Below are 22,931 nucleotides of genomic sequence, written 5' to 3'. Positions count from 1 at the left end.
CTCTTTGCGAAGGAATAGCGACAGCGGAAGCCCGCCGGATGGAAACGACGACAATACATTTCGATACGAGGCTCGCAAATCCCTCTTCGACCGCAGCGGAAACAGCGTAAACGAAAGCGGTTCCGCCCTGTCATCTAAAGGTTATATCCAAACGTTTGCGCGGTGAAATCTGCCCGGTCCCCATAACGCCAACCTGACGCCAAAGCCGGGATTCGCCGTTGTATCCGTTTTCCACGCGTAAGCCTGCATCACATCGAAAGCGTTTTCCTTTAGTTTGTATCACATATCGTTGATCCGGCAAGTAGTTTCACAGGGGGTTACCCCGCTATCATGAAGTCATACGAACAACAGCGACGCACGAAAGGGTGGTCGGATTTGAAGCAAACCGCGATCGGCGCGGAGCGCCGGGTGTCGGTACCCCGCAAGTCTGCCAAGATCGCAGCATTTTTCAGGCAATGGGATCTGCAATTGATGGTGCTGCCTGCGTTGGCGCTGGTTCTGGTATTCAGCTACTTTCCGATGTACGGGGTATTGATTGCGTTTCAGGATTATTCCGTATTTAAGGGGATGTCGGCTTCGCCCTGGGTCGGCTTCAAGCATTTCGAGGATTTCTTCCGATCCCCGGAGCTGTTCGTGGTCATGCGCAACACGCTGGTGATCAGCATGCTGAAGCTTTGCGTCGGCTTCCCGGCCCCGATCGTCCTGGCGCTGGCGCTGAACGAGGTCAAAAACATGCTGTTCAAGCGGGTGGTGCAGACGATCAGCTACCTGCCTTATTTCCTGTCCTGGGTCATCGTCGCGAACTTCACGATCTCGATGCTCTCGACGGACAACGGCAGCTTCAACATCTTCCTGCAATGGCTGGGCCTGATCGACGAGCCGGTTTCGTGGCTGTCCCAAGAAAATTACTTCTGGGCCATTATCGTCAGCGCCAACGTCTGGAAGGACATCGGGTTCTCCTCGATCGTCTATCTGGCCGCCATCGCGGGCATCGACCCGGCCCTGTACGAATCAGCCGCCATCGACGGCGCCAGCCGTTTCCGCATGATGTATCTGATCACGCTTCCGTGCATCATGCCGGTCGTCATCATCTTCCTGATCCTCGCCATCGGCAACCTGCTCAACGCGGGCTTCGAGGACCTGCTGCTGTTCGGCGTCAACCCCGCGCTTCGCGACGTCTCCGACGTGCTCGACACGTTCGTGTACCGGATGGGCATTAATTTGGGCCGGTTCTCGTTTGCGACGGCGGTCGGGTTGTTCAAGGCGGTCGTCAGCGTCGCCCTGCTGGTAGGGGCCAACCGGCTTGCGCGCCGCACCGGCAACAGCTTGTGGTAGGGAGGAAACGGATTGAAGCTCGCATTCGAAGACCGCGTTCTCGTTGCCGTCGTCTATTTCTTTTTGATCCTGCTGGCGTTTGTTACGTTTTATCCGTTCTGGAACTCGGCGGTGATCTCGTTTAACGAGGGCACCGACACGAGCATGGGGGGCATCACCTTCTGGCCGAGGGAATTTACGCTGGAGAACTACCGGGTCGTGGCGGGAGACGTGCGGATCATCAAAGGCTTCGGGGTATCGATCGCCCGTACGGTCGTCGGCACCTTCTGCACCATCGCCATGACGTCGCTGCTGGCTTACGGTATGTCCCGGCGGGAATTGATCGGGCGGGGCTACTACATGACGTTTTGCGTCATCACGATGTATTTCGGCGGGGGCCTGATTCCGACCTATCTGTTGATTCGCGCCCTGGGCCTGATGGATTCGTTCTGGGTCTTTATCATTCCGTCCATGGTCAGCGTCTGGAGCATGATCATTTTCCGCACCTTCTTTAAGGAGATACCGGCCGGTCTGGAGGACGCGGCGCGGATCGACGGCTGCGGCTACTGGGGCACGTTCCTGCGGGTCGTCCTACCGCTGTCCGGTCCCGTGATCGCCACGCTCAGCCTGTTTACGGCCGTCGCGCACTGGAACGACTGGTTTGTCGCTTCGATCTACATCAATAACGAAAACTTGCTGCCGGTCCAGGCGATCCTCAAGCGCACGCTGGATTCGAATATCGTCTCCGAGATCGATACGGCCGCGCAGAGCCACGTCTTACGGACGCAGAAGTCGTTTACAACCAAATCGCTGACGATGGCGACCATGATGGTGATCACGATTCCGATCGTGCTCGTCTATCCCTTCCTTCAGAGATACTTCGTCAAGGGCGTGCTGGTCGGCTCGCTGAAAGAATAGGCGCAACGCGGGACTTCCCTTCGGGGGAGAGATTTTTCCGGCTTCAAAGCCAAAAGCTTTAAGCATATACTAGTATAATAGGAAGGGGTATACAGCAAATGGACAATCGGCGTAACAAGAATGCGGGAACTGTTGCGGCCGTCTTGGCTCTCGGCACGGTTCTGGCGGCATGCTCCGGCGGGGAAGACGGCAATTCCGCCAGCGCGAGCCCGGACGCAAGCGCGGCGCCCACTTCGGCGGCGCAGTCCGCGTCTCCGAAGCCGGACGTGTTCCAGATCGGGAGCGAACCGGTTTCCTTCACCTTGTTCGGCAACTACGGCTGGTACACGCAGCCGCGATGGGGCGAGGACATCTTCACGAAAGCGATCAAAGAGAAGTATAAAATCGACATCGTCCCCATCCAGGCGGGCGGCAACGCCGAAGCGAAGCTGAACACGATGATCGCGTCGAACGATCTGCCGGACGTCATCTGGGGAGAACGCGACGGCTTCAACCGCCTGATCGAGAACGGCCAGATCGTTCCCCTCGATCCGTATCTGGACAAATACCCCAACCTGAAGAAATGGGCGGGCGACGAAGTTCTGAACATGCTCCGCCATACCGACGGCAAGCTGTACCTGTTCCCGAACTGGTACACGAACAAGCCGACGGGCAACGCCGGTTACGTCGTCAACAAAAAGATCTATGAAGAACTGGGCAAGCCGAAGCTGGAGACGACCGACGACTTGTACGCGTACCTCAAGCTGGTCAAGGAAAAATACGGCGACTCGATCATTCCGTTCGAGCCGGGCCAGGCTTCCGAAGGCAAAGGCGTCGACCTCCTGTACTCCGCGTTCCGCGAGAACAACCCGGCCACGTTCATGGGCAATCTGCGCGCGGTGCCGAAGGACGGCAAGTTCACGTCGATCTTCGCCGATCCGGTATTTAAGGAAGCGCTCACATTCGTCAACAAGCTGCACCGGGAGAAGCTGATGACGCAGGACGCCCTGACGCAGAAGGTCGACCAGGTTCAAGAGAAGCTGAACCAGGGCAGAGTCGCCGTCTACGCGGACATCACGGCGATCGAATACGCCGGCCCGGCGGACGCGCTGCTCAAGCAAAAAGATCCGAACGCCGGCTACTTCATGATCTGGCCGATTCACAAGCCGGGACTGGACAAAAACAAAATCACCGTCGCCCATTACGACCGGCTCGGCTGGAACGCGGCGGCCATCACGAAAAAAGCGAAAGATCCGGAGAAAATCTTCGCGGTTCTCGACTGGATGACGGGCGAGCAGGGCACGCGGGAAATCATCTGGGGGCCGGAAGGCATGTACTGGCAAGGCACCGACAGCGAAGGGCTGCCGCTTCTGCTGGATACGTTCGTCACCGATCCGGACCGCCAAAAGAATATGTCGGCCACGGACAACCTGCAGTTCGTCGGCAATGCGGCGTTCAACGACAAAATCAAATTAAAGGCCGAGCAAAAGCTGCCGCCGGAGAAACGTTCCTGGGCCACGACTTACCAGGACAGCATTACGTGGAAAACGCACATCGACCTGACGCCCATGCGCGGCATCGAGCCGCCGAAGGACAGTGAGGAAGGCGTGATCCGCGAGCGGATCATCGAGCTGTACAAAAAAGCCCGCGCCCAGGCCATCCTGGCGAAAAGCGAGCAGGAAGTATCGGATATAATCGATAAAGCGGAAAAAGACGCGCAATCGCTCGGCTATCAAAAGCTGCTGGACTACTATACGGCGAAGTGGAAGGCCAACGAAGCGAAAATGGCCAAGAAATAATCGCTTCTTCGGCTTCGAGCGGTTGATCCTGAGGGAACGGGTGTGCGAACCGCGTACGCCCGATTTCCGTCTTTCGCATGAAGAAAGGGGGAGAACGGCTTGTACAAGGTGCTGATCGCCGACGATGAGACGCTGGACCTGGAAGGCATGAAAAGGTTTATTCCGTGGCAATCTCTCGGCATGGAGGTTGTGGGGGCCGTGACCAACGGGTTCGCCGCTTGCGAAGTGATCGAGAATGAGGCGATCGACGTGCTCGTGACGGATGTGCATATGCCGAACATGTCGGGCCTCGAACTGGCCAGGCGCGCCAAAGCGCGGATCGGAGACGTGCGTGTCGTGTTCGTCAGCGGCTACCGGGATTTTCAGTATGTCAAGGAAGCGCTGTCGTTAAAAGCGTACAGCTACGTGCTGAAGCCGATGGACGATCAGGAGTTGATCGAAGCGCTCCACCGGGTTCGCGGCGATCTGGACGAGACGCGGAAGCGCGCGGAGACGGAACGCGAGTGGAACCGGCTGCTGGCCGACGGTCTCGTGCGGATGCCGCCGCCGGATTCGGGACAGGAGCGAAGCTGCGGCCGCAACGGAAAGCTGATCGCCCGGATCGTCGGCTATATGGCCGAACGGCTCGATCAGCCGCTTACGCTCAAGGAAGTCGCCGACGAGTTCGCGTTCTCCCCCAACTATCTCGGCCAATTGTTCAAGGAATCGACGGGCCGCACCTTCCACGAATATCTGGTTTCCCTGCGCATGGAGAGGGCGTGCGAGCTTCTGCGCGACCCGAGGCTGCGGATCTACGAGGTGGCCCATCGGGTCGGATACCGGTATATGCCGTATTTCAGCAGGCAATTCAAGGAGACGTACCGGATGACCCCTGTGGAGTTCCGCAACGCGTTGTGAACGGAGGCCGGCCATGATCCGTCAGGGAAGCCCGTCCGTATCGGATAAACAAGCCAAGGAGACGCGGTTTGTGCCCTTCGGGTACAAGCTGATGATCTCCTATTTGCTTTTTTCGCTGCTGCCCGTCATCGTGTTCGGGTATCTCGCCAATTCGATTTTGATCGAGTCGACCCGGGAGCAGACGCGCGGCAACGTGCAGGCGGCGCTGCGCCAGATGAAGGACAATATCGAATACCGAATGAACGATATGGTCCGCCTGTCGGACCTGGTTTATTTCGACAATGCCATCGTCACCCGCCTCCGGCAGACGGAGGAAGGCTGGCACAGCTACGAGTCGACCACGCAGTTCATTTTGCCCAAGCTCGACAGCCTGCTGAAAGCGACCAGCTTGCAAATCTGGTTGAGCGTCTACTTCCGCAACGAGACGCTGGCCGAAGTATACAACACCTACGGAGATTCCGATCCGCTGGCGTACGCGGGCAAAACGTACGATATTTACCATTGGAGAAGAATCGCCCATAAGGACTGGTACCGGGACCTTCCGCCGGAGGACTACGGCAAGACGATCGTCTGGCGTCAGATCGAGCGGGACGGCGAGTTCGGCCATATCTCCATGCTGAGAAGAATCGTCGATACGAGCGCCGTGCCGCAATTGCGCGAGATCGGCGTCATGAGGTTTACCGTCAAGCTCTCGGAGCTGTTTTCCACGGTTTATCCGGATTTCGGGGTCGGCACGTATATGGAGATCAAAGACCGCAGCGGGCATTCGTTGTGGACGATCGGCAACACCGAGGCGCAGCGCGCCCAGACGTCCGGCGGCGGACAATTTCTGGAGATTGCGGAGGACATTCACGGAGGCGAGTGGAAGCTCGTTGCCCGCATCCCGAAGGAATGGATCGAGAAAGACGCGCGCAAGGTCGAGTATTTAACGGTTGCCATCTGCGCCGTCAGCTTTTTGCTCCTGCTGTTCGTGGGCTTATTCCTGTCCCGGTATTTCTCCAGGCGCGTCTCCCGCATCGTGCTGGTTTTGGATTCGTTCCGGCTTGGGGACTTCCGCAAGCGGATTCACTTCAAGGGCCGCGACGAATTTTCGGTGATCTCGCAGGCGATCAATTCCATGGCCCGGCATATCGACGAGCTAATCCGGGAAGTGTACGTGACCAGCCTGAAAAAAAGGGAAGCGGAGCTGGAGTCGCTGCAAGCGCAGATCAATCCGCATTTCCTCTACAATACGTTGTCTTCGATCAGTCGTCTGGCCAAATTCGGACAAGTGGAGAAGCTGCACCAGATGGTGCGGAATCTGGCGTTGTTCTACCGCTTGTCGCTGAACGAAGGCCGCACCGTGATCCCGATTGCCAACGAGCTGGAGCAGGCGAAGGCGTATCTGGATATCCAGAAGATCAAATACGGAGACCGGATGGACGTCCTGTTCGAGATCGATCCGGATCTGCTGCGCTTCGAGACGGTGAAGCTGATCCTGCAGCCGTTTCTCGAAAACGTGCTGGAGCACGCCTGGTGCGGCGATTGGGTGCATATCCGCGTGACCGGAAGACGCGACGGCGACGATATCGAATTCCGCATTATCGACGACGGAGTCGGCATGACGCCCGATACGTTGAAGCGGGTGACGCCCGGAGACGGACGGTCTGCCGAAGGCTACGGCATCTATAACGTCCATGAGCGGATACGCCTGCATTACGGCAACGGCTACGGCGTCTCGATCTTCAGCCGGCTCGGCATCGGCACGGCCGTCACGATTCGAATCCCGTGCGTGCGGCGTTCGGTGCCGTATGCGGATTCGGCCGCAAGCCGAGGCGGGGCGGAAATGTCGCCGGAGGCCTCTTGATAAGAACGTATGTTCGTTGTATGATTCGGTTATACGCAACGGACAGAGGAGAGAACCGGAAATGTCGGCGTTCGACAAAAAGAAGCTGGAGCAAGCGTACGACGCGTTTGCGGACGAACGGCAACAATCGGGGTTGGCGCCGTGGAAGTCGGAGGAACGGAGAAGGGCGCTTGATGCGTTTAAGCGGGCAGGGGCAGCCGCGCTGCTTGAGATCGGAGCCGGCACGGGCCGCGACAGCCTGTATTTTCAGGAGCACGGGCTGGCGGTAACGGCGGTGGACTTGTTGGAACGGATGGTCGAGCTGTGCAGGAACAAGGGGCTGACGGCTTATCGGATGGATTTCTCCCGGATGTCGTTCGCGGATCGCTCCTTCGACGCCGTCTTCGCCATGAATTGTCTGCTGCATGTGCCGAAGGCGGAGTTGCGGGAGACGCTAGGCGAAATCGCGAGGGTGTTGAAGCCCGGCGGACTTTTTTTATCTGGGGGTATACGGCGGCCGCCGTCCGCGTAGACGGCTCGGCACAGGAAAACTCCCCTGCGAAGGATGGAGGATCGATCCTCCGCAGGGGAGTTGCTTTTTAGGGCGGATGCGATTAACGTCCGCCGGGTCCACCCCAACCGGGTCCACCCCAACCGGGTCCACTCCAGCCGGGTCCGCCACCGCCGGGTCCGCCACCGCCGGGTCCGCCGCCACCGCCGGGGCCGCCACCACCGGGTCCGCCACCGCCGGGCCCGCCGCCGCCACCCGGGCCGCCGCCACCGGGTCCACCGCCGCCAGGCCCGCCGCCTCCGGGGCCTCCCCATCCGCCGCCCCAGACCCACCAGGGAATAGTCGTCCCCCAGCCTCCCGGTCCGCCTCCGCCGTAATACGGTCCGATGCTCAGGATGCTGGCGAACGGAACCCAACGGAATTGGCTCGTTCCATTCGGGAAAAAGATCGTCAATCCTGCCGTCTGGTTCGGGAAGTTCACGCTGTTGACGAACGCCGACACCCGTCCGATGCCTGCGATCGTGACGGTGGCCATCTGATTGACGAATGGCGCGATCGCCGCCCCCGGTATGCGGGGGTCGATCTCAAAGCCGATCTCCATCATGCTGTCCCTTCACTCCTTTGATTGGATTGCTCCGCATATGCCCATCATATGCATGCGGCAACCGGGCGTTCCAAATCTCAATCGGCGCAACCGGGGACAATCCGGGCGCGTAGAATCAGACTAGAAGCTTGATACACGGAAGGAGTGGAACGGGTGGAACAGAACGCCGGCCATCAGCATGAAGGAGGAGAAATACGGAGGATGGAGCAAGGGGCGGACGGACGCGCTCCGGAATCGCGCGAGCAACTGCTTGCGGCGCTGGGGGAGATCGAAGTCTGGGAGCGGGAGCAGAAGGATCTGTGGTTTTGGGAAAAGCTCGGCCGGTTGCCGTTCCAACTGCTGGACAAGCTGACGCCCACGAAGCTGCAGCATAAAATCGGGCAGGCGCTCGACGAAATCGGCGGCTACGTCCAGACGGGGGGCCGGTATCTGGTCTCCGAGCAAAGCGTTCAGCGCCGTCTGTCGGATGCCTGCGGCGGAGCCGCGATCGAAACGATCGGCCAGGCGGCCGCGTTGCCGCTGTCCGCGATGGACCGCGCTTCGTCCGAGCTGGCCAAGAGCCGGTCCGATCTGGCGGCTGTGCAAGGAGCGACGGTCGGTTTCGGCGGCTTATTCACGCTGGCAATCGACATCCCCGCCGTACTGGCCTTGTCGCTCAAGGTGCTGCAGGAAACCGCGATCTGCTACGGTTACGATCCGAACCGGAAGGAGGAACGCATCTTCATCGTCAAATGCCTGCAGTTCGCCTCGTCCGATATCGTCGGCAAGCGGGCGGTCCTCGAAGAGCTGGCATCGTACGGTTCCCCGGAACGGGCGCAGCGCCGGATGGTTTCCCAGCTTCAGGGCTGGCGCGAGGTCGTGGCGGCGTATCGCGACAACTTCGGGTGGAAAAAGCTGTTTCAGATGATTCCGATCGCGGGCATGATCTTCGGAGCGGCGATCAACCGCAGCACGTTGAAGGATGTCGGCGAAGCGGGACGGATGCTGTACCGGAAACGCCGGGTCCTCGAACGTCTGCAGATGCTCGGCGGAACGGGCCTGTAGAAGCGAAGCAAGCTGACGCGGCGGTTGCCGGACGTCAGCTTTCGTTTTATGGCTGAGGAAACTGCAGGTCGTACAGCCGCTTGTATCTTCCGCCCAGCGCGAGCAGCTCGTCGTGCGTGCCCGATTCGACGATACGCCCTGCGAACGCCCGGATCAGCCGGATGGAGGAGAGCGTGTCCTGCAGGTGGCTGCTCACCTCGGCGACGGATTCCTGCACGCTCCGGAACGCGGATCGCATCTTCGCGCCGAATACCCGGGTCGCGAGCAGCATAAAGGGAAACGTCGCCATCACGATCGCCGTCAGTTGCCAATCGACCCAGAACATATAGGCGGCTACGGCGACAAACGTAATCAGATCGGCGGCGATGGACATCATGCCCGAGGAGACGAGCTGCTGCAGCATGCCGACGTCGCTTGTGACGCGGGACATCAGGTCGCCGGTGCGGTTCCGGTCGAAAAAGCCGACATCGAGCTTTTGAATATGGCGGTACAGCTCATTTCGCAAGTCGTGGATGGCGTGCTGGCCCACCGAGGCGATCGACACACCGCTCAAAAACTGGAACAGCCCCAGGAGAACCGTCGTCCCTATAATGCCGCCCGGATACGGATGCATCATGCTCACGGCGCCGTTCCCCCGTTCGCCGCATCGTCCCCGGTTCCGCCGGACTGGACTCCGCGATATACCCGTCCAGCAGCCGCGAGACCTCCCGTAGCTTCTCTTCCTTGTCGGGACTCCGGACGGCCGCATGCTCCGCAAGCGTCAGCCGCTGCAGGACGGCGAAGCCCTCCTCGGACAAGCCGAGCTTCCGGCGAAGCCGCATCTCGCGGCTTTCCTGCCGGCAGCCGGTCCCGCTGCCCAAGATATATCGTATTCTCGTCAATACGAAATTCACAGCCCCGCCTAAACAAAACACAATGTCCGCCTAAAATAAATCGTATAGTCCTTCGACGCGTTTCCCGTATAATGACAGGCAAAGGTGCAAGCGCTTACAAATGTGGCAGATAAAAGCGTTCTGCACCGGATCCTATGACGGGAGGTTGAGCAGGTTGACACACAGGAACAGGTGGATCGGACTGGTTGCGAGTTTGGCGCTTGCGCTGCAGGCGGCATGGGCGCCAAGCCGGGGACATGCGGCGGAGCAGGTGACGGAATATCCGGCGGTGCCCGCTGCCGCCAATGCCGTGATCGATCAGGCGAACCCGGACAGGCATTATGCCAAAGCGCATAAAAGCGGCGGGGACGGCGCTTATAACATCAAGCCCGGGAACGGTACGGAACGTATCGGGTATTACCAATTCGCCGTGGACGCTTCCCGAATTCCGGACGACGCCAACCGCATCTACTTCAGCATCAAAGGCAAATCGAATGCGGCTCAAGGCACGGTGACGCTGGAAGTGTACGGGGTGACGGCCGACGGCTGGGCGTCCGACGGAGCCTTCCAGGATGCGGTGCCCGAGAGCGGCTCCTTGCTGCTGACGTGGAACAACGCGCCTGTGAAGCCGGCGGCGGGCGGCAGCGGCTTCGAATACGCGCCGGGCGCGCAAGCGATCCCGCTTGGAACGTTTGCGGTTCAGGAGAACAAGGACGGGGAGGCGTTGATCGACGCGACGCAATTCGTGCGGCAGCATGGCGCCGACGGTTACGTCACGTTTATGGTCCGCGGCACGGAAGCCAAAAACGTTCAGATCTACAACACGTTCAAAACCGGTTCGTTCCCCAAGCCGGACGGCAGCGGCAATATCGCCCGCACGCCAAGCTTGACCGTCCGGAAGGTTGAGGATGTCGCCCACGCCGTGAAGCCGTATGCGATCCCGGCCTCGGGCGTCGTCGCGAGCGCGGATGACGGGAATATCGCCGCCAATACGGTGGATAACAACCGGTATACCCGGTGGTCCGCACAGAACAGCGACGGGGTGAAGCAGACCATCACATACGATCTGGGCGAAACAAAGCCGATCGGTTACGTCGGCATCGCCTTCTATAACGGGGATACGCGGGCCTCGATGTTCGATCTGCTCGTCTCCGACGACGGAGAGACGTGGCGGGAAGCGGCCGTCGGATTAACCAGCAGCGGCGCGTCCGTTCAGGTGGAGCCGTTCGATCTGCACGGCCTTCATCTGAACGCCCGATATGTCCGGTACGTCGGACACGGCAACAATTCCGCCAACGCCTCGTCGAGGGGATGGAACAGCCTGACCGAGTTTCAGGTTTACCCGCCTCATTCGGAGGGACGGACCGTGGTCGTGCCTGTGCCTGATGTGGAGCCGGAGCGCCCGCCGGCCGCGCCTTTTACGAAGCCGGGGCTGTACAAGCCGGACGGATCGGCTTATACGCCGCATACGCCCAATCCGGTGACCGGCGTCACGCTGGATTTGTCCGATCCGAAATACGGCATTGATCCCGCGGACAACGGCTATGACGACTTGCCGGGTATTCTGGCGGCGTTGGCCGAAGCGAAGTACGGAGACGAAGTGTATTTTCCGGACGGTGTGTACAACCTCGTATCCATGATGCCGGGCGACGCGCAGACGCATTTTCAACTGATAAACGGCGTCAACCTGAGAGGCCAGAGCAGGGAAGGAACGATTCTGAAGTCGCATATGACGGGGGCGGGCAATTCCCGGGTGATCAAGGCGTTTAACAAGAACAACGTCAAAATTTCGAACCTGACGATCACCTCGACGTTCGCCGGACCGTATTCGACCGACACGACGAAGCAAAATCCGGGCATCGGCGGCTTCGGAAACGGCATTTATATCGATCAGTCGGGAGAAAAAGGCTCTTACAACATCACCATCGACAATGTGCTGATCGAGCATTTCCAGCGCATGGGCATCCGCATCAGCAAGAGCCGGGACATCACCGTAAGAAACAGCGTGTTCCGCAACGCGACGGACGTCGGTCCGGGCGGAGCCGGCTACGGCATCACGGTGCAAGGCACGCCCAAGACCGATACGCTGGGGCTGGATACGGACACGTATTTCAACCTGATCGAAAACAACCGCTTCGAGGGTCCGTACATCCGCCACGGAGTGACGGTGCAGTATTACGCGCACAACAATCTGCTGCGGAACAATACGTTCGACGGCACGCTGCTGGACGCGATCGATCTGCACGGCGAGGACGAGTACCTCAACGAGGTTGCGTACAACACGGTGGCCAACGTGCCGGGCGGCGGCATCGGCGTAGGCAATACCGGCGGCACCGTTCCGACGAATCACGACGCGTCCGGACCGGGGAACTACATCCACCATAACGTCATCACCAATGCGCGGGAGGGCATCCTGGTGTATATGGGCTCCCCGGATACGGTGATCGAGGCCAATACGATCGAAGGGACAGCCGAACTGGCGGACGCGGCGGGCATCAAGCTGCTGAACGCGCCGGGAACGATCGTGCGGAACAACGTGATTCGCGGCAATACGGCGCCGGGCTTCAAAGGCATCCTGTTGGCGCATGACAACGGCGACCAGCGCGCGGGAGGAGTCGGAGCGGGGGACCCGTCGAACATCACGATTGAGGGGAATACGGTGACGGGCAACACGAACGGTCTGATCGCGGAGGCCGGCTCCGGCATCACAATCACCGGCAACACGATCGCGAACAACGCGGTTTACAACTGGAGGATCGGCGATGCCGTCGAGCTGGCGGAGTCGGATCTGCCGTCCCGGCAGGACCCGCCGCCGGCCGCGCAACAGCCGTCCGGGCCGTGGATACCGAGCCGGCCCGTGTTTGACGCGGATGCGGACGGAACGGTGACGATCCGCCATCTTCCGGTAACCCGGCGCACATCCGAAGGCCGTTCGGCAGCGTCCGTGACGCCCGGCGGCGAGGAGCTGCTCGAAGCGCTCCGGTTGTCCGCGGCCGGCAGGGGAACCGGACGGGTGATACTCGCGGTCGGGACGGAAGCGGACGCATACGAGGCGGTGCTGACGCGGACCGCGATCGAGCGGCTTGCGGAGTCGGATGCCGGGGCGGTGCTGGCTCTGGATACGCGGCTCGGTTCGTACGAGATGCCTCTGAGGCTGCTGCGGACGCTTTCCGATGGCGGGGAAGCGGCAGACGTGTCCCTTGCGATCGAACCGCCGACCGAGGAGACGGCGGCGGCGCTAGAGCGGGCCGCAGCCGAAGCCGGCATGCGTTGGACCGGAATCGCTGCCGACTACATGGTGCGGGTCGGCGCCGATGGTGTGGCGAGGGACTACGGGACGGTGTACGTGACGAGGACGATGCCGTTCGCGCCCGGGACCAATCCGGCGAACGCGACCGTCGTCCGGTACGATTCCGCGACCGGCCGGCTGTTTTTTGTGCCGGGCCTGATCGCGAGCCGCGAGGACGGGACGGCGGCAGCCGTGTTCAAGCGGAACGGCAACAGCGTATACGCTCTGATCGAAGGGGAGCGGACCTTTGCCGATATCGCCGGGCATTGGGCCCGGGCGGAAGTGGAGGCGCTGGCCTCGAAGCTTATTCTGAACGGCGTATCGGAGTCGGCGTTCGGGCCGGAACGCGCGGTGACGCGCGCCGAGCTCGCGGTAATGCTCGTGCGATCGCTTGGGATGGATGCGGCTATCGCTTCGGGCCGGGAGTTTGCCGATGTGGCGGCCGACGACTGGTTCGCGGGAGAGGTGCGGCTCGCGGCGGAGCTGGGATTGGCAGACGGCTTCGAGGACGGAACTTATCGGCCGGACCGCGCGATCACCCGTGAGCAGATGGCCGCGCTGCTCGTCCGCGCGATGCGGATGCTTGGAGCCGGCGGCGGTTCGGAGGCCGCGGGCCGGCGGGACCTGTCCGCCTATGCCGATCGGCACGAGGTATCGGCCTGGGCGCAAGCCGAGGTCGAAGCCGCCTTGCGCTTGGGCCTGATGACCGGCATAACGGATGACCGGTACGCCCCGGGGGATGCGGTCACGCGCGCCCAAGCCGCTGTCGCGCTGAAGCGGCTGCTGGTGCGGCTGGAGTTTTTGCCGGCGCATTAACGGAGGACAGCGTCACCCTGCGGCGCCAGACGTGGTTCGCGCGGCGCCAATGCGGCTGAACAACGTCGGAACGGCGGTTACGGGCGGAATCTCGCGGCCCCGCCCGCATCGCGGAGACGGCACTCGGGTCCCGGGCTGCCGGTCGTTCCGCCGACCAAGCGGTCAAGGGGCGCCCGACGATAGAGGGAGAGCCGTCGGCCGGGCCGATTCGGGGATTCTTGGGCAAACGGCAAAGGAAGTTGGATTCCGGTTCCTCCGTCCTGTTATAATCAAGCCATACTCTTAAACAAAACGACGAGGACAACTTCCATGTACGCCGAAGTCCCTGAACCATTCAAAACATGCGCCGCTTGCGGCGAACGGAAGCCGGAGGCCTCCTTCCCCAAACGGTCGGGCCGCAAGACGAGACGCGGAACCTGCAGCCGGTGCTTGCGGCGGCGGAAAGCATCGTTGCAGCGCGGTGCCGGGCCGGAAGCCGGGCAGCCGCACGCGGCGGCGGGAAGCGCGGCCGAGGCGGCGGCATCGCCGCCAGCGTCCGGGCCCGTGCCGCAGCCGCCGCCCGCTTCGCCGGAACCGGCTGCGGGCAAGCGCAAGCGCCGCCGCCGGCGAAAACGCCGTGCCCCGGCGCCGGCGGCTCACGGCCCTGCGGCCGCGAGCCCGGAAGCCGGGCCGAAAGCGCGGACCGTTGCCGCGCCGGACAGCGGCGAACCCAGCGCGGAAGCGGATGAAGCCCGGCCGGAGCCCGCGGAGCCGCCTCGCAAGCGCAAGAGACGCCGGAGACGGCGCCGGAAGCCGGGGTCGGCGCCGGTCTCCGCGTCCGCGGCCGGGGCGGTTCGTCCGCCCGACCGGGTGCCGAAACGGTTCCCCGGCCCGTATACGACGGATACTTCCGTGCTTGACGACCGCGGCACCGGTTTTATTTTGCTGCGGGGGCGGCACGGCAACGGCAAGCGTTGGCAGACCGAGGTAACGGCGGAGATCGCGATACGCATGGTGCGGGAAGGCGCGGCAGGCATCCTGCACCCCCGTCTCATCCATAAGCTGTACAGCAAAAGCGATATGCGCCTGCTCATCCTGCAGCGAGACAACTATACATGCCGCTACTGCGGCGGCTACGGCGACACGATCGACCACGTGCTGCCGAAATCCAAGGGCGGGCTGACGTCCCCGGCCAATTGCGTCTGCGCCTGCTCGGCCTGCAATTTGAAGAAGGCCGACAAGCTGCTGCCGGAACCGGGTGCGCCGGACAGAAGCGTGCGTCTGCCCGACGAGGATTGACGGGAATCGACTCGTTTTGAATCGTCTGATCTTCCATGTGGCCGCCTTGATGATAGCCGTTGTTGCCATTTCGTTCCTTCCCTCGGAGAACGCCGCTCCCGGCTTCCTGAAGGAAGAGCCCGAGGCGGAGAAGGCCGGCGGACGTGTGTTGTGGCAATTGGGACAGGAGGACGGCAGCAGGGCGGAATTCGCGGAGCAGGCTTCGAAAGCGATGCGGAGCTTGCGGATTCGCGGCGGCCCGCATGCGCCGCAGGAAACGGCCCAGGCGCCGGGCCGGATGGGCAGAAACGAGGTAGCCGAGTTCTCGCTGCATTTCCAATTGAACGAAGTGCCGCCATACGGCGTCAGGCTGGTCGTCAAAATAGTGGACGCCAGCCGGGCGATTCCGCAAATGGCCGTCTATGCCAACAAGCTGCTGGCCGGCATCGTGCAGATCGCCGGGGTAGGCGGCACCGGGAGCCCGCACCCCTACGTGAAAAGCTACGAACTGTACATCCCGCCGGAGATGCTTCAAACGGGCGACAACACAATCCGGCTCGAATCGATCCGTTGTCTGTACTGTACCGGCTCCGAAGACCGCCATCTCTGGTGGGAGTGGGATTACGTCCGCCTGGAAGCGTTGGCGGAGGCTGCGGAAGAGCCGGTTCACGGCCGGTATGTGCGCATGGGGACGGCACTCGCGACCCGGGATTATTATTATGACGAGACCGCCGTAAGCAGGCTGCCCGTCGTCTTGAAATGGCTGGGTCTCGCATACAGCGGCAACGTGATGCGCGCGGGTTGCCCTTCCAACGTGAACCAATCTTGTTCGCGGATGCGGGAGTATTACGAGACGCTGAAGAGCTTGAATACCGGAGCGGTGGCCTTGCACCTGTACACGGGCGATCTGACGGTTGACGCCGACGGGAAGCTGCCGCTGGCGGCCAGGCTGCTGCTGAGGGATTATTTGGCCAAATACGGTGCTTATATCCAGTTTATGGAGGTCGACAACGAACCCGGATTGTTCGGAAGAAGCCAAGCGGTTAATGCGGCTGTGGCGAATTGGCTCAGGGACAACCGCGCGAATCTGGCTCCGCATCTGCAGATCGTCTCGCCCGGCTGGTCGTATTGGCCGACGGGCGGAACGCCTGACGGCTGGGAGCGCGACCCCGCCCAGCGCGGCGAGCTGGAGGCTCTCACCGATTGGACGAACGGGCATGCCTATGGGACCTCTTACGTCGATCGGGACGGCGGAAGCTTCGTGGAAAACCTGAAGACGTTCGGTCCCGTGACAGACGGGCTGCCGAAGCCGATGCTTACCACGGAGATCGGCACGACGGATTCGCATCTCGATCCGGCGGAATACGGGGCTGCCGACAAGCGCTCGGCCGTATTCGACCGGAACCTGAGAGCGCATGTCGGGTACGCGGATGTGCTGATCCAGCACCAGGCGCTGATGAAAGACTACGCCCTGTTCGATGCGGGGAAGGAAGCGGAGGAGCATCCGGAGCGGCTTGCCGTCCACCCGTTCGAACATGAGCGGGACAACCGGGTGCGGATATTCAGGCGGATCGCCGCCGCGTATGCGACCCACGGGAGCCCGCTGCCCTATGTGCATCTGAACCGGCAAGCGGTCGAGAACCGCAAGCTGTACGTAAGGGCCGTCGACACCTCGGCGTTGCCGCCCCTGCCCGGCAGCGGAGCGGTATCCGATCGGGTGCTGGTCAGCTTCGTGAATTTTGATTCGATCGAACTGGAGACGAGGGTCCGAATCGGGCTGCCGTCGACGGGAAGTTGGACGGTCGAAGAGATCGGCAACGGCGATACGTTCGCGGAAGCCTATAAAGGAGCGCGCGTCCTGAATACGGACGGCGGCTTCGCGGAATTGCACGCTCGCCTTGGGGCGGGCGATACCCTTCAATTCATCTTGACGCCCGACGCATAAGGCCCGCTCGGAGGCGCGCTCGCGAGCGGGCTTTTCTTTTTCTCATTTGGCCAGGAACATATACGTTTCTTCCGGCTCCAGTCCGGTGACGGTGAACTCGGTCTGCCCCTCGATCGGGTACGTGCGCCACAATCCGTTCCAGCGGTAAACCGACAACTCGGTGGCGATGCCGGGGATGCCGACCACCCGATAACGGGTGCCGGTCCGATTGCTCCAGCCCTTCAGGTTTTGCCACACCCACAGCTTTTTGCCGCTCCCGGCCAGCACGTATTCGCCCTTGCCTCTCGGGTCCATCGATTCGAAATACGTTCCTTTCGCAACCGCCGTCACCAAGCCCAGCACCTTCAGCCGGGCGGGCCAGCGGTCCGGAGGATCGGTTGAGGGCGCGCCGATTCCGTACCAGCCGTCTTGCTGAGACCTATGGAATAAGCTCCACGGCATGGCGAACACGGTGACGGGACGCTTGCCCGAGGCGGAGACGACCCCCAGTTGATCCCAGATCGCGGTGAGAAATTGCTTGGCCGCCAATTCCTCCGTCATCGTCAGAGACGGGGTGCTGCGCCTCTTGATATTGAACTCCGTGGAATAAAACGAGATCTCCCTCGTCAGGCCAAGCGCCTGCTTGACGCGGTCGAACGTGTACTGGGCGGAATTCGCATACGTCCCGTTCAACGGAGCGTATTGGATGTCGTAATACGTGTGCAGGTCCAATCCGTCGAGCTGGCCGTTGTTCAGGAGGGGGGCGATGGCGGTTCCGTAGCCCTTCAGCGTCCAATCATCGAAAGAATTCTGCGAGCTGAATCCGCCGGGGATGACGCGAAGCGTCGGATCGACGGAATGAACCCCGTCAGCCAGCCCGGCCAAAGCGTCTCGGTAATCCTCGAATGGAATGGAGCGTTCCACGTCCGGCTCATTAAGCGCCGAAAACACCCGCACGCCCCAATCGTCGATCCCCTGTTCCCGCGCCCAGTCCCCGCCGGGGGCGTAACGCTTGGCGTAGGCCCGGCCGATCGCATGCCACTTGTCGTAGTCCCCGAGTTCCTGGCCGATGTCGGCGTAGCTGCCGTAGTATTCGAACAGGATAAAAGGGGAAATCTGCCGGCGGTAAAGCTGCAGCATGACCGTATCCAGACTCACCGGCAAGGGCTTCCCGTTCGAGTAATAGTATTGCGGATACAGATTGATTCGGGCCCATCCCAGATTCAGCTCTTTTAACCTGTCCATTTTCGAGGTCTCGTTGACAAGGGCATTCGTCAAATTTCCAGCGCCGAGAAGCGAGCTGAGTTCGTCATACAGAGGCCCGGAGCCGGACGGATTTTTTTCCAGCTTGGTCAACAGAATCGACATCAGGAGGACAGGCTGCGCGATTTTTAGAACATTTTTGTACTTGAACGCCATCCTCTCGGCTCCTTTCTTCAAAATCCGCCGTTGGTATAGTGTAAGAGGGGAAGGGCCGAAAGTTGCGGGCTTGTAAAAAAACAAAAATTTTCAAAAGAGGTTTGGGAAACGCTTTCTTAAAGAATAATCCGGCACGCTTCAAAATACCCTTGACTTTGATACAAATTGTATTATAAATTAAGGTTGTTCAAGATACAAATTGTATCAAAAGCGGAGGCGACGACGGCATCAGCTTTCATGACAGACCGCGATCTCCATGACGAGGAGGATTTTCATGGATTTTCACCACTATGTCGGAATTTTGCGGAAAAAGATGGGGTGGATCGCAGCTTTTGTCCTCATTGCGGTCACCTGCGCGGGGGTTGCTACGGATCGTTACGTGCCCACGAAGTATGAAGCGTCGATCAAGCTGGTCGTCAGGCTGTCGGAAGAGAAGAAGACGCCCGAATACGGCAACGTCAACGCGAACATCCTGATGATGACCACGTACAAGGAATTTCTCAAGTCGCCTACCGTGCTGAACCGGGTTGTGCTTGAATATCCCGAGCTGAAGCTGACCCGGACCGAGCTGGACAACAATCTCCGCATCTCCTCCAACAAAGACTCGCAGATCATCAACATGTCCTTCACTTCGCCCTCCGCCGAGCGCAGCCAGAAGATCGTGGAGGCTGTGGCCGTCGTCTTCGAGCGGCTCGTTCCGGTCCATCTCAAAACGGATTTATTGAGCATCCTTCCTCAAGAAAGCTTGCCCGGGCAAGAAGTCAAGCCGAACTCTCCCATGAAGATGAATCTGATTCTGGCGTTTCTCGCTTCCTCCTTCCTGTCGGTGGCTGCTGTCGTCTTCCGCGAAACGCTCGATACGACTCTGAAAACGGAACGCGCCGTTGAGGAGTTGCTCGGAGTGGGGCTGCTCGCCTCGATCTCGAAGCCCGGAAAACGCGACCTGAAGCGGCGACTGGCCAAACAAATCCAAAGACAGGTAGGGGAAACCACTTATGCCAAGGGATAACGCGGCGGTGCTTGTAACCGACCTTAATGACGGGGTGCGCAGCGTCGAAGACTATAAGGTGCTGCGGACGAATCTGGAATACGAATTTCTGCGGAAAGGCAGCAAGGTTCTGCTCGTGAACAGCATGAAGCCGGCGGAAGGTAAGACGGCTACGGCGGCGAACCTTGCGATCGTGTTCGCCCAAGCCGGCAGGAACGTCCTGTTGGTCGACGGCAATTTGCGCAAGCCGGCCCTGCACGACGTCTTCCGGAGATTGAACCATCGGGGATTGTCCGACGCGCTTGCGGGCTATTCCGATCCGATGGAGATCGTCCAGCCTACGGAATTTGCCGGTCTGGATCTGGTCAGCGGCGGAACGGCCACGCCTTCTCCGACCGAGCTGCTGGCCTCGGAGAAGGCGTGTATGGCGCTGGAAAGCTGGAAAGCCCATTACGATCTGATCTTGATCGATTCGCCGGCCGCCGAGTCGCGGACGGACGCCATGATCGCAGCCGGATTCAGCGACGGAGTGCTTCTGGTGATCAAGCACAGGACGGTGAAGCCGGAGGAACTCTTATCCTGGAAGCACGGAATTCTGAGGGCGGGCGCCAACCTCGTTGGATTCGCTTATGTGAATTAAGGACGCGGGGACAAGGCATATGCGATTAGGCAAAGCCGGTTCGTCCTTCGTCGCGGCCAAGACCTTTGCGGCCATGTCCGCATGGCTGTTATGGGCTGGGGCGATTGGCGTCGCAAGCGTCATGGTGCCCTTCGGCAGCAATGTGCAGTTGATCCTGATGCTGCTCGGATTGTGTCCCGCCGTTCTGTTGGCGGAAGTGCAGTCCAAGCTGCTTATTCCTTACATCGTCTTCGTCTGGGCCGTCGTCCCCGGCGTGCGCCGCGTCTACGATTGGTCCCAGAACAGCTATGATTCCGTATCGCCGCTCAGCATTCTCCCGTTGTTGACGACGCTGACGCTGCTGCTTCCGATCGCGTACAACCGGTTCAGGCTGCCCCGCACCTTATGGCTGCCGGGCGCGATGCTGGGGGCGGCGCTGATCTACGCCTTCGCCATCGGGTATTTGCGTAACGGCGCGATGGCGTCCCTGTTCGACCTCGCCAACTATCTGGTACCGCTGCTGCTCATCTGCTACGCGGGAGCGCGGAATCCTTCGGGAGAGGAAAGGGAGCTTTGGATAATCTCGTTCGTATACATCGCCATAGCGGCATCTCTGTACGGCATCTTCCAGTTTTTGTTCGTCCCGCCGTGGGACGCGTTCTGGATGAACAACGTGGAGATGTTCTCCAACGGAAGGCCCTTCCCCTTGGAGATCCGCGTATTCTCCACGCTGAACGCGCCGGAACCGGCCGCGATGTTTTTCTCCGCCGCCTTGTGCGCCATGCTGGCGCACAAGCGCTGGAGAGGGCTGCTGGGGTGGTTGGGCGTTGCGATTGTCATGCTGGGACTTGTCATCACGCTGGTTCGCGCCGCGTGGCTCACGACGCTGGTCGCCCTTGTCGTCTATTATGCGTTCGGCTCCGCGCGGGTCAGGTGGAAGGCGGCTTTGGGGGCTTGCGTGCTTGGCATCGCGCTGTATGCGGCGATTCCCCATTTGCCGGGAGGGGAGCAGCTTCTCAACCGTTTCCGGACGATGGGCGATCTGCGGAACGATTATTCGTTCAACGACCGTTTGCAATTTGTCGGCAGGATGATTCCCGTGCTGCTGGATAATCCCCAAGGGTTCGGTCTCGGCAGCATCGGGGTGGGAACCAAGCTGGAGAACGACGGGAAGATCGGCGAATACGGCAATTTCGACAACGGCGCGATCGCCGTTCTGCTCACATACGGCCTGGCCGGCGGAGCGCTGTTTTTTGCGGCTTTGGGGGGCCTGTTGTGGCGGCTGAGAATCGCGATCAGGATGGAAGCGGCTCTGTCGAGCCGGGCGAAGCTCGGTATTGCGATCCTGCTCGGGGCCGTCGCTTATCTCGCCTTCTTCAACCGGTTTGGCGGACTGGGCGGATTTATCGTCTGGCTGTTCGTCGCGGCGGGGATCGAAGAGGACCGGAAGGCAGGGGGGCCGGCCGGATGATGCCACGTTCCGCGCTGCACGGACACAGACGCCGCATCCGATGGCTCTCCTTGCTGACAGGCTCCGGCAGCAACGCCCACTCGATCCGTACGCTTGCCGTCAGCCTGACCATCATGGCGGTGAACCTGATTACCGGAATCGCCACGGCGCGTTATCTCGGCCCTTCGGGAAAAGGCTACGCCACCGCGATGACGCTATGCGCCACCGTGATGGCCAACTGCTTTATGCTGGGGCTTCCCTCGGCTTTGCTGTTCAACATGAAGAAGAGGCCGGAGCAAGCCGCCGCGCATTACGGCTCGGCCTTGGCCGTCGTCGGGGCCGCGGGACTGACGGCCGTCGTCGCGGGATTCTTCCTGCTTCCGCTCTGGCTGGACGGCTACCCGCCCGGGATTGTGGCGGCCGCGCGCCTTTTTCTGCTGACGGTCCCGGTGCTGCTGGCGGAATACGCCAATAATGCGGCGCTTCAGGCGATGGGCGAGTTCAATACCTTTAATGTGCTGCGAATGCTGCCGCATCTCGGGACGTGCGCCTGCCTCGCCGCGCTGATGGCTTCCGGAATGCTGGACCCGTACTGGACGGCGCTCGCGTACGGGCTGCCGACCGTTCCGATTACGCTGGCGCTTACCGTAAGGCTGTGGCGCAAGCACGCCCCGAGGCTGCGGTCGATCCGGACTTCGCTGCGGCCGCTGCTTCGGTACGGCTCGCGGTCGGCGGGGAACGACCTGATGGGGACGTTGTCCTTGTATGCGGATCAGCTTGTGGTCGCGCTGTTTCTCTCCTCCAAAGAGCTTGGATTGTATCTGGTCGTGCTGAGCTTGTCCCGGGTCGTTAACGTCGCGCAATCGGCGCTGGTGATGGTGCTGTTCCCGAAAGCTGCCGGCATGGAGCCCGGCAAAGCGGCTGAATTGGTAAAGCGGTTGTTCCGTGTCAGCATATGGGGGACGATGCTGATCGCGGCGGCTTTTATGCTTGTCGGTCCGTGGCTGATTCGGACGTTGTACGGACCGGCATACGGCGAAGCGGTGCCGGTATACCGTCTTCTGCTGCTGGAAGTCGTGCTGTCGGGGGCTGCGCTGGTCTTGTCGCAATCCTTTATGTCCGCGGGCAAACCGGGTGTCTGCTCGCTGCAGCAGAGCGTCGGGTTAGGCGTGCTGCTGACGCTGCTGGTAGGTCTCGCTCCCCGGTTCGGCATCGTCGGCGCGGGGGTGTCGCTTCTGTCGGCTACGGCGGTACGGTTCGGGATTGTCTGGTTGGCCTACCCCCGAGTATTAAAGATCGGATTGCCCGGCTTTTGGCCGACTTTGGAAGATATCCGATGGCTGATCGCAAACGTCACGGCCGGAGGCCGGGGACGCTATACCGCCGGATCGGGATCTTGAGCCGGC

General features: G+C 61.0%; 17 protein-coding genes. 15 read left to right on the top strand and 2 right to left on the bottom strand.

What is annotated here, in order from left to right; translation table 11 throughout:
- Positions 1 to 471 precede the first annotated feature (471 nt).
- From FE781_RS08965 to FE781_RS08930, 8 genes are all read left to right on the top strand, one after another.
- The gene (locus FE781_RS08965; RefSeq protein WP_246068120.1) at positions 472 to 1,335 is read left to right on the top strand and encodes an ABC transporter permease; all 864 of its coding nucleotides are present in this window, start codon (positions 472 to 474) and stop codon (positions 1,333 to 1,335) included.
- A 12-nt stretch (positions 1,336 to 1,347) separates the two neighbouring features.
- Positions 1,348 to 2,232, top strand: a complete 885-nt coding sequence (locus FE781_RS08960; protein WP_138789276.1) for a carbohydrate ABC transporter permease — start codon at positions 1,348 to 1,350, stop codon at positions 2,230 to 2,232.
- A 98-nt stretch (positions 2,233 to 2,330) separates the two neighbouring features.
- A complete protein-coding gene (locus FE781_RS08955; RefSeq protein WP_138789275.1) occupies positions 2,331 to 4,010 on the top strand; it encodes an extracellular solute-binding protein in 1,680 nt (559 codons plus the stop codon).
- A 99-nt stretch (positions 4,011 to 4,109) separates the two neighbouring features.
- Complete coding sequence (locus FE781_RS08950) at positions 4,110 to 4,907, top strand: response regulator transcription factor (RefSeq protein WP_138789274.1); 798 nt, start codon at positions 4,110 to 4,112, stop codon at positions 4,905 to 4,907.
- A gap of 13 nt (positions 4,908 to 4,920) precedes the next feature.
- The gene (locus FE781_RS08945) at positions 4,921 to 6,753 is read left to right on the top strand and encodes a cache domain-containing sensor histidine kinase (RefSeq protein ID WP_138789273.1); all 1,833 of its coding nucleotides are present in this window, start codon (positions 4,921 to 4,923) and stop codon (positions 6,751 to 6,753) included.
- Between the two features lie 61 nt (positions 6,754 to 6,814).
- Positions 6,815 to 7,264 (top strand): class I SAM-dependent methyltransferase, encoded by a 450-nt coding sequence (locus FE781_RS08940; protein ID WP_170209481.1) that lies wholly within the window; start codon positions 6,815 to 6,817, stop codon positions 7,262 to 7,264.
- A 374-nt stretch (positions 7,265 to 7,638) separates the two neighbouring features.
- Positions 7,639 to 7,782, top strand: a complete 144-nt coding sequence (locus tag FE781_RS17450; RefSeq protein WP_170209468.1) for a hypothetical protein — start codon at positions 7,639 to 7,641, stop codon at positions 7,780 to 7,782.
- Between the two features lie 266 nt (positions 7,783 to 8,048).
- Complete coding sequence (locus FE781_RS08930; protein WP_138789271.1) at positions 8,049 to 8,891, top strand: EcsC family protein; 843 nt, start codon at positions 8,049 to 8,051, stop codon at positions 8,889 to 8,891.
- A gap of 46 nt (positions 8,892 to 8,937) precedes the next feature.
- Here FE781_RS08930 and FE781_RS08925 read toward each other — a convergent pair whose 3' ends face one another.
- On the bottom strand, positions 8,938 to 9,507 hold the full coding sequence (locus FE781_RS08925; RefSeq protein ID WP_246068119.1) for an ABC transporter ATP-binding protein: 570 nt from the start codon (positions 9,505 to 9,507) through the stop codon (positions 8,938 to 8,940).
- A gap of 431 nt (positions 9,508 to 9,938) precedes the next feature.
- Between FE781_RS08925 and FE781_RS08920 the strand changes: the two genes are divergently transcribed.
- The 3 genes from FE781_RS08920 to FE781_RS08910 all read left to right on the top strand — a co-directional run bounded on the left by FE781_RS08920 (position 9,939) and on the right by FE781_RS08910 (position 17,070).
- Complete coding sequence (locus FE781_RS08920; protein WP_170209480.1) at positions 9,939 to 13,868, top strand: S-layer homology domain-containing protein; 3,930 nt, start codon at positions 9,939 to 9,941, stop codon at positions 13,866 to 13,868.
- A gap of 450 nt (positions 13,869 to 14,318) precedes the next feature.
- Positions 14,319 to 15,146, top strand: coding sequence for an HNH endonuclease (locus FE781_RS08915; RefSeq protein WP_170209479.1), 828 nt, complete (start codon positions 14,319 to 14,321; stop codon positions 15,144 to 15,146).
- A gap of 16 nt (positions 15,147 to 15,162) precedes the next feature.
- Complete coding sequence (locus FE781_RS08910; protein ID WP_138789267.1) at positions 15,163 to 17,070, top strand: hypothetical protein; 1,908 nt, start codon at positions 15,163 to 15,165, stop codon at positions 17,068 to 17,070.
- Positions 17,071 to 17,112: 42 nt separating this feature from the next.
- Here the strand turns inward: FE781_RS08910 and FE781_RS08905 are convergent, their stop codons facing one another.
- On the bottom strand, positions 17,113 to 18,468 hold the full coding sequence (locus FE781_RS08905; protein ID WP_138789266.1) for a glycoside hydrolase family protein: 1,356 nt from the start codon (positions 18,466 to 18,468) through the stop codon (positions 17,113 to 17,115).
- Positions 18,469 to 18,742: 274 nt separating this feature from the next.
- Between FE781_RS08905 and FE781_RS08900 the strand changes: the two genes are divergently transcribed.
- The 4 genes from FE781_RS08900 to FE781_RS08885 are packed head-to-tail and all read left to right on the top strand — an operon-like array spanning position 18,743 to position 22,925.
- Complete coding sequence (locus tag FE781_RS08900; RefSeq protein ID WP_170209478.1) at positions 18,743 to 19,477, top strand: YveK family protein; 735 nt, start codon at positions 18,743 to 18,745, stop codon at positions 19,475 to 19,477.
- On the top strand, positions 19,464 to 20,096 hold the full coding sequence (locus FE781_RS08895) for a CpsD/CapB family tyrosine-protein kinase (protein ID WP_138789264.1): 633 nt from the start codon (positions 19,464 to 19,466) through the stop codon (positions 20,094 to 20,096). The genes FE781_RS08900 and FE781_RS08895 overlap by 14 nt, the downstream gene beginning before the upstream one ends.
- Positions 20,097 to 20,115: 19 nt before the next feature.
- Positions 20,116 to 21,546 carry an O-antigen ligase family protein gene (locus FE781_RS08890; RefSeq protein ID WP_138789263.1) on the top strand — a complete coding sequence of 477 codons (1,431 nt, stop codon included), beginning with the start codon at positions 20,116 to 20,118 and terminating at the stop codon, positions 21,544 to 21,546.
- On the top strand, positions 21,543 to 22,925 hold the full coding sequence (locus FE781_RS08885; protein ID WP_138789262.1) for a lipopolysaccharide biosynthesis protein: 1,383 nt from the start codon (positions 21,543 to 21,545) through the stop codon (positions 22,923 to 22,925). The genes FE781_RS08890 and FE781_RS08885 overlap by 4 nt, the downstream gene beginning before the upstream one ends.
- Positions 22,926 to 22,931 lie beyond the last annotated feature (6 nt).

It is taken from the genome of Paenibacillus thermoaerophilus (assembly GCF_005938195.1).
Lineage (GTDB): Bacteria > Bacillota > Bacilli > Paenibacillales > Reconciliibacillaceae > Paenibacillus_W > Paenibacillus_W thermoaerophilus.
This window is presented reverse-complemented; position numbering and strand designations above follow the sequence as displayed.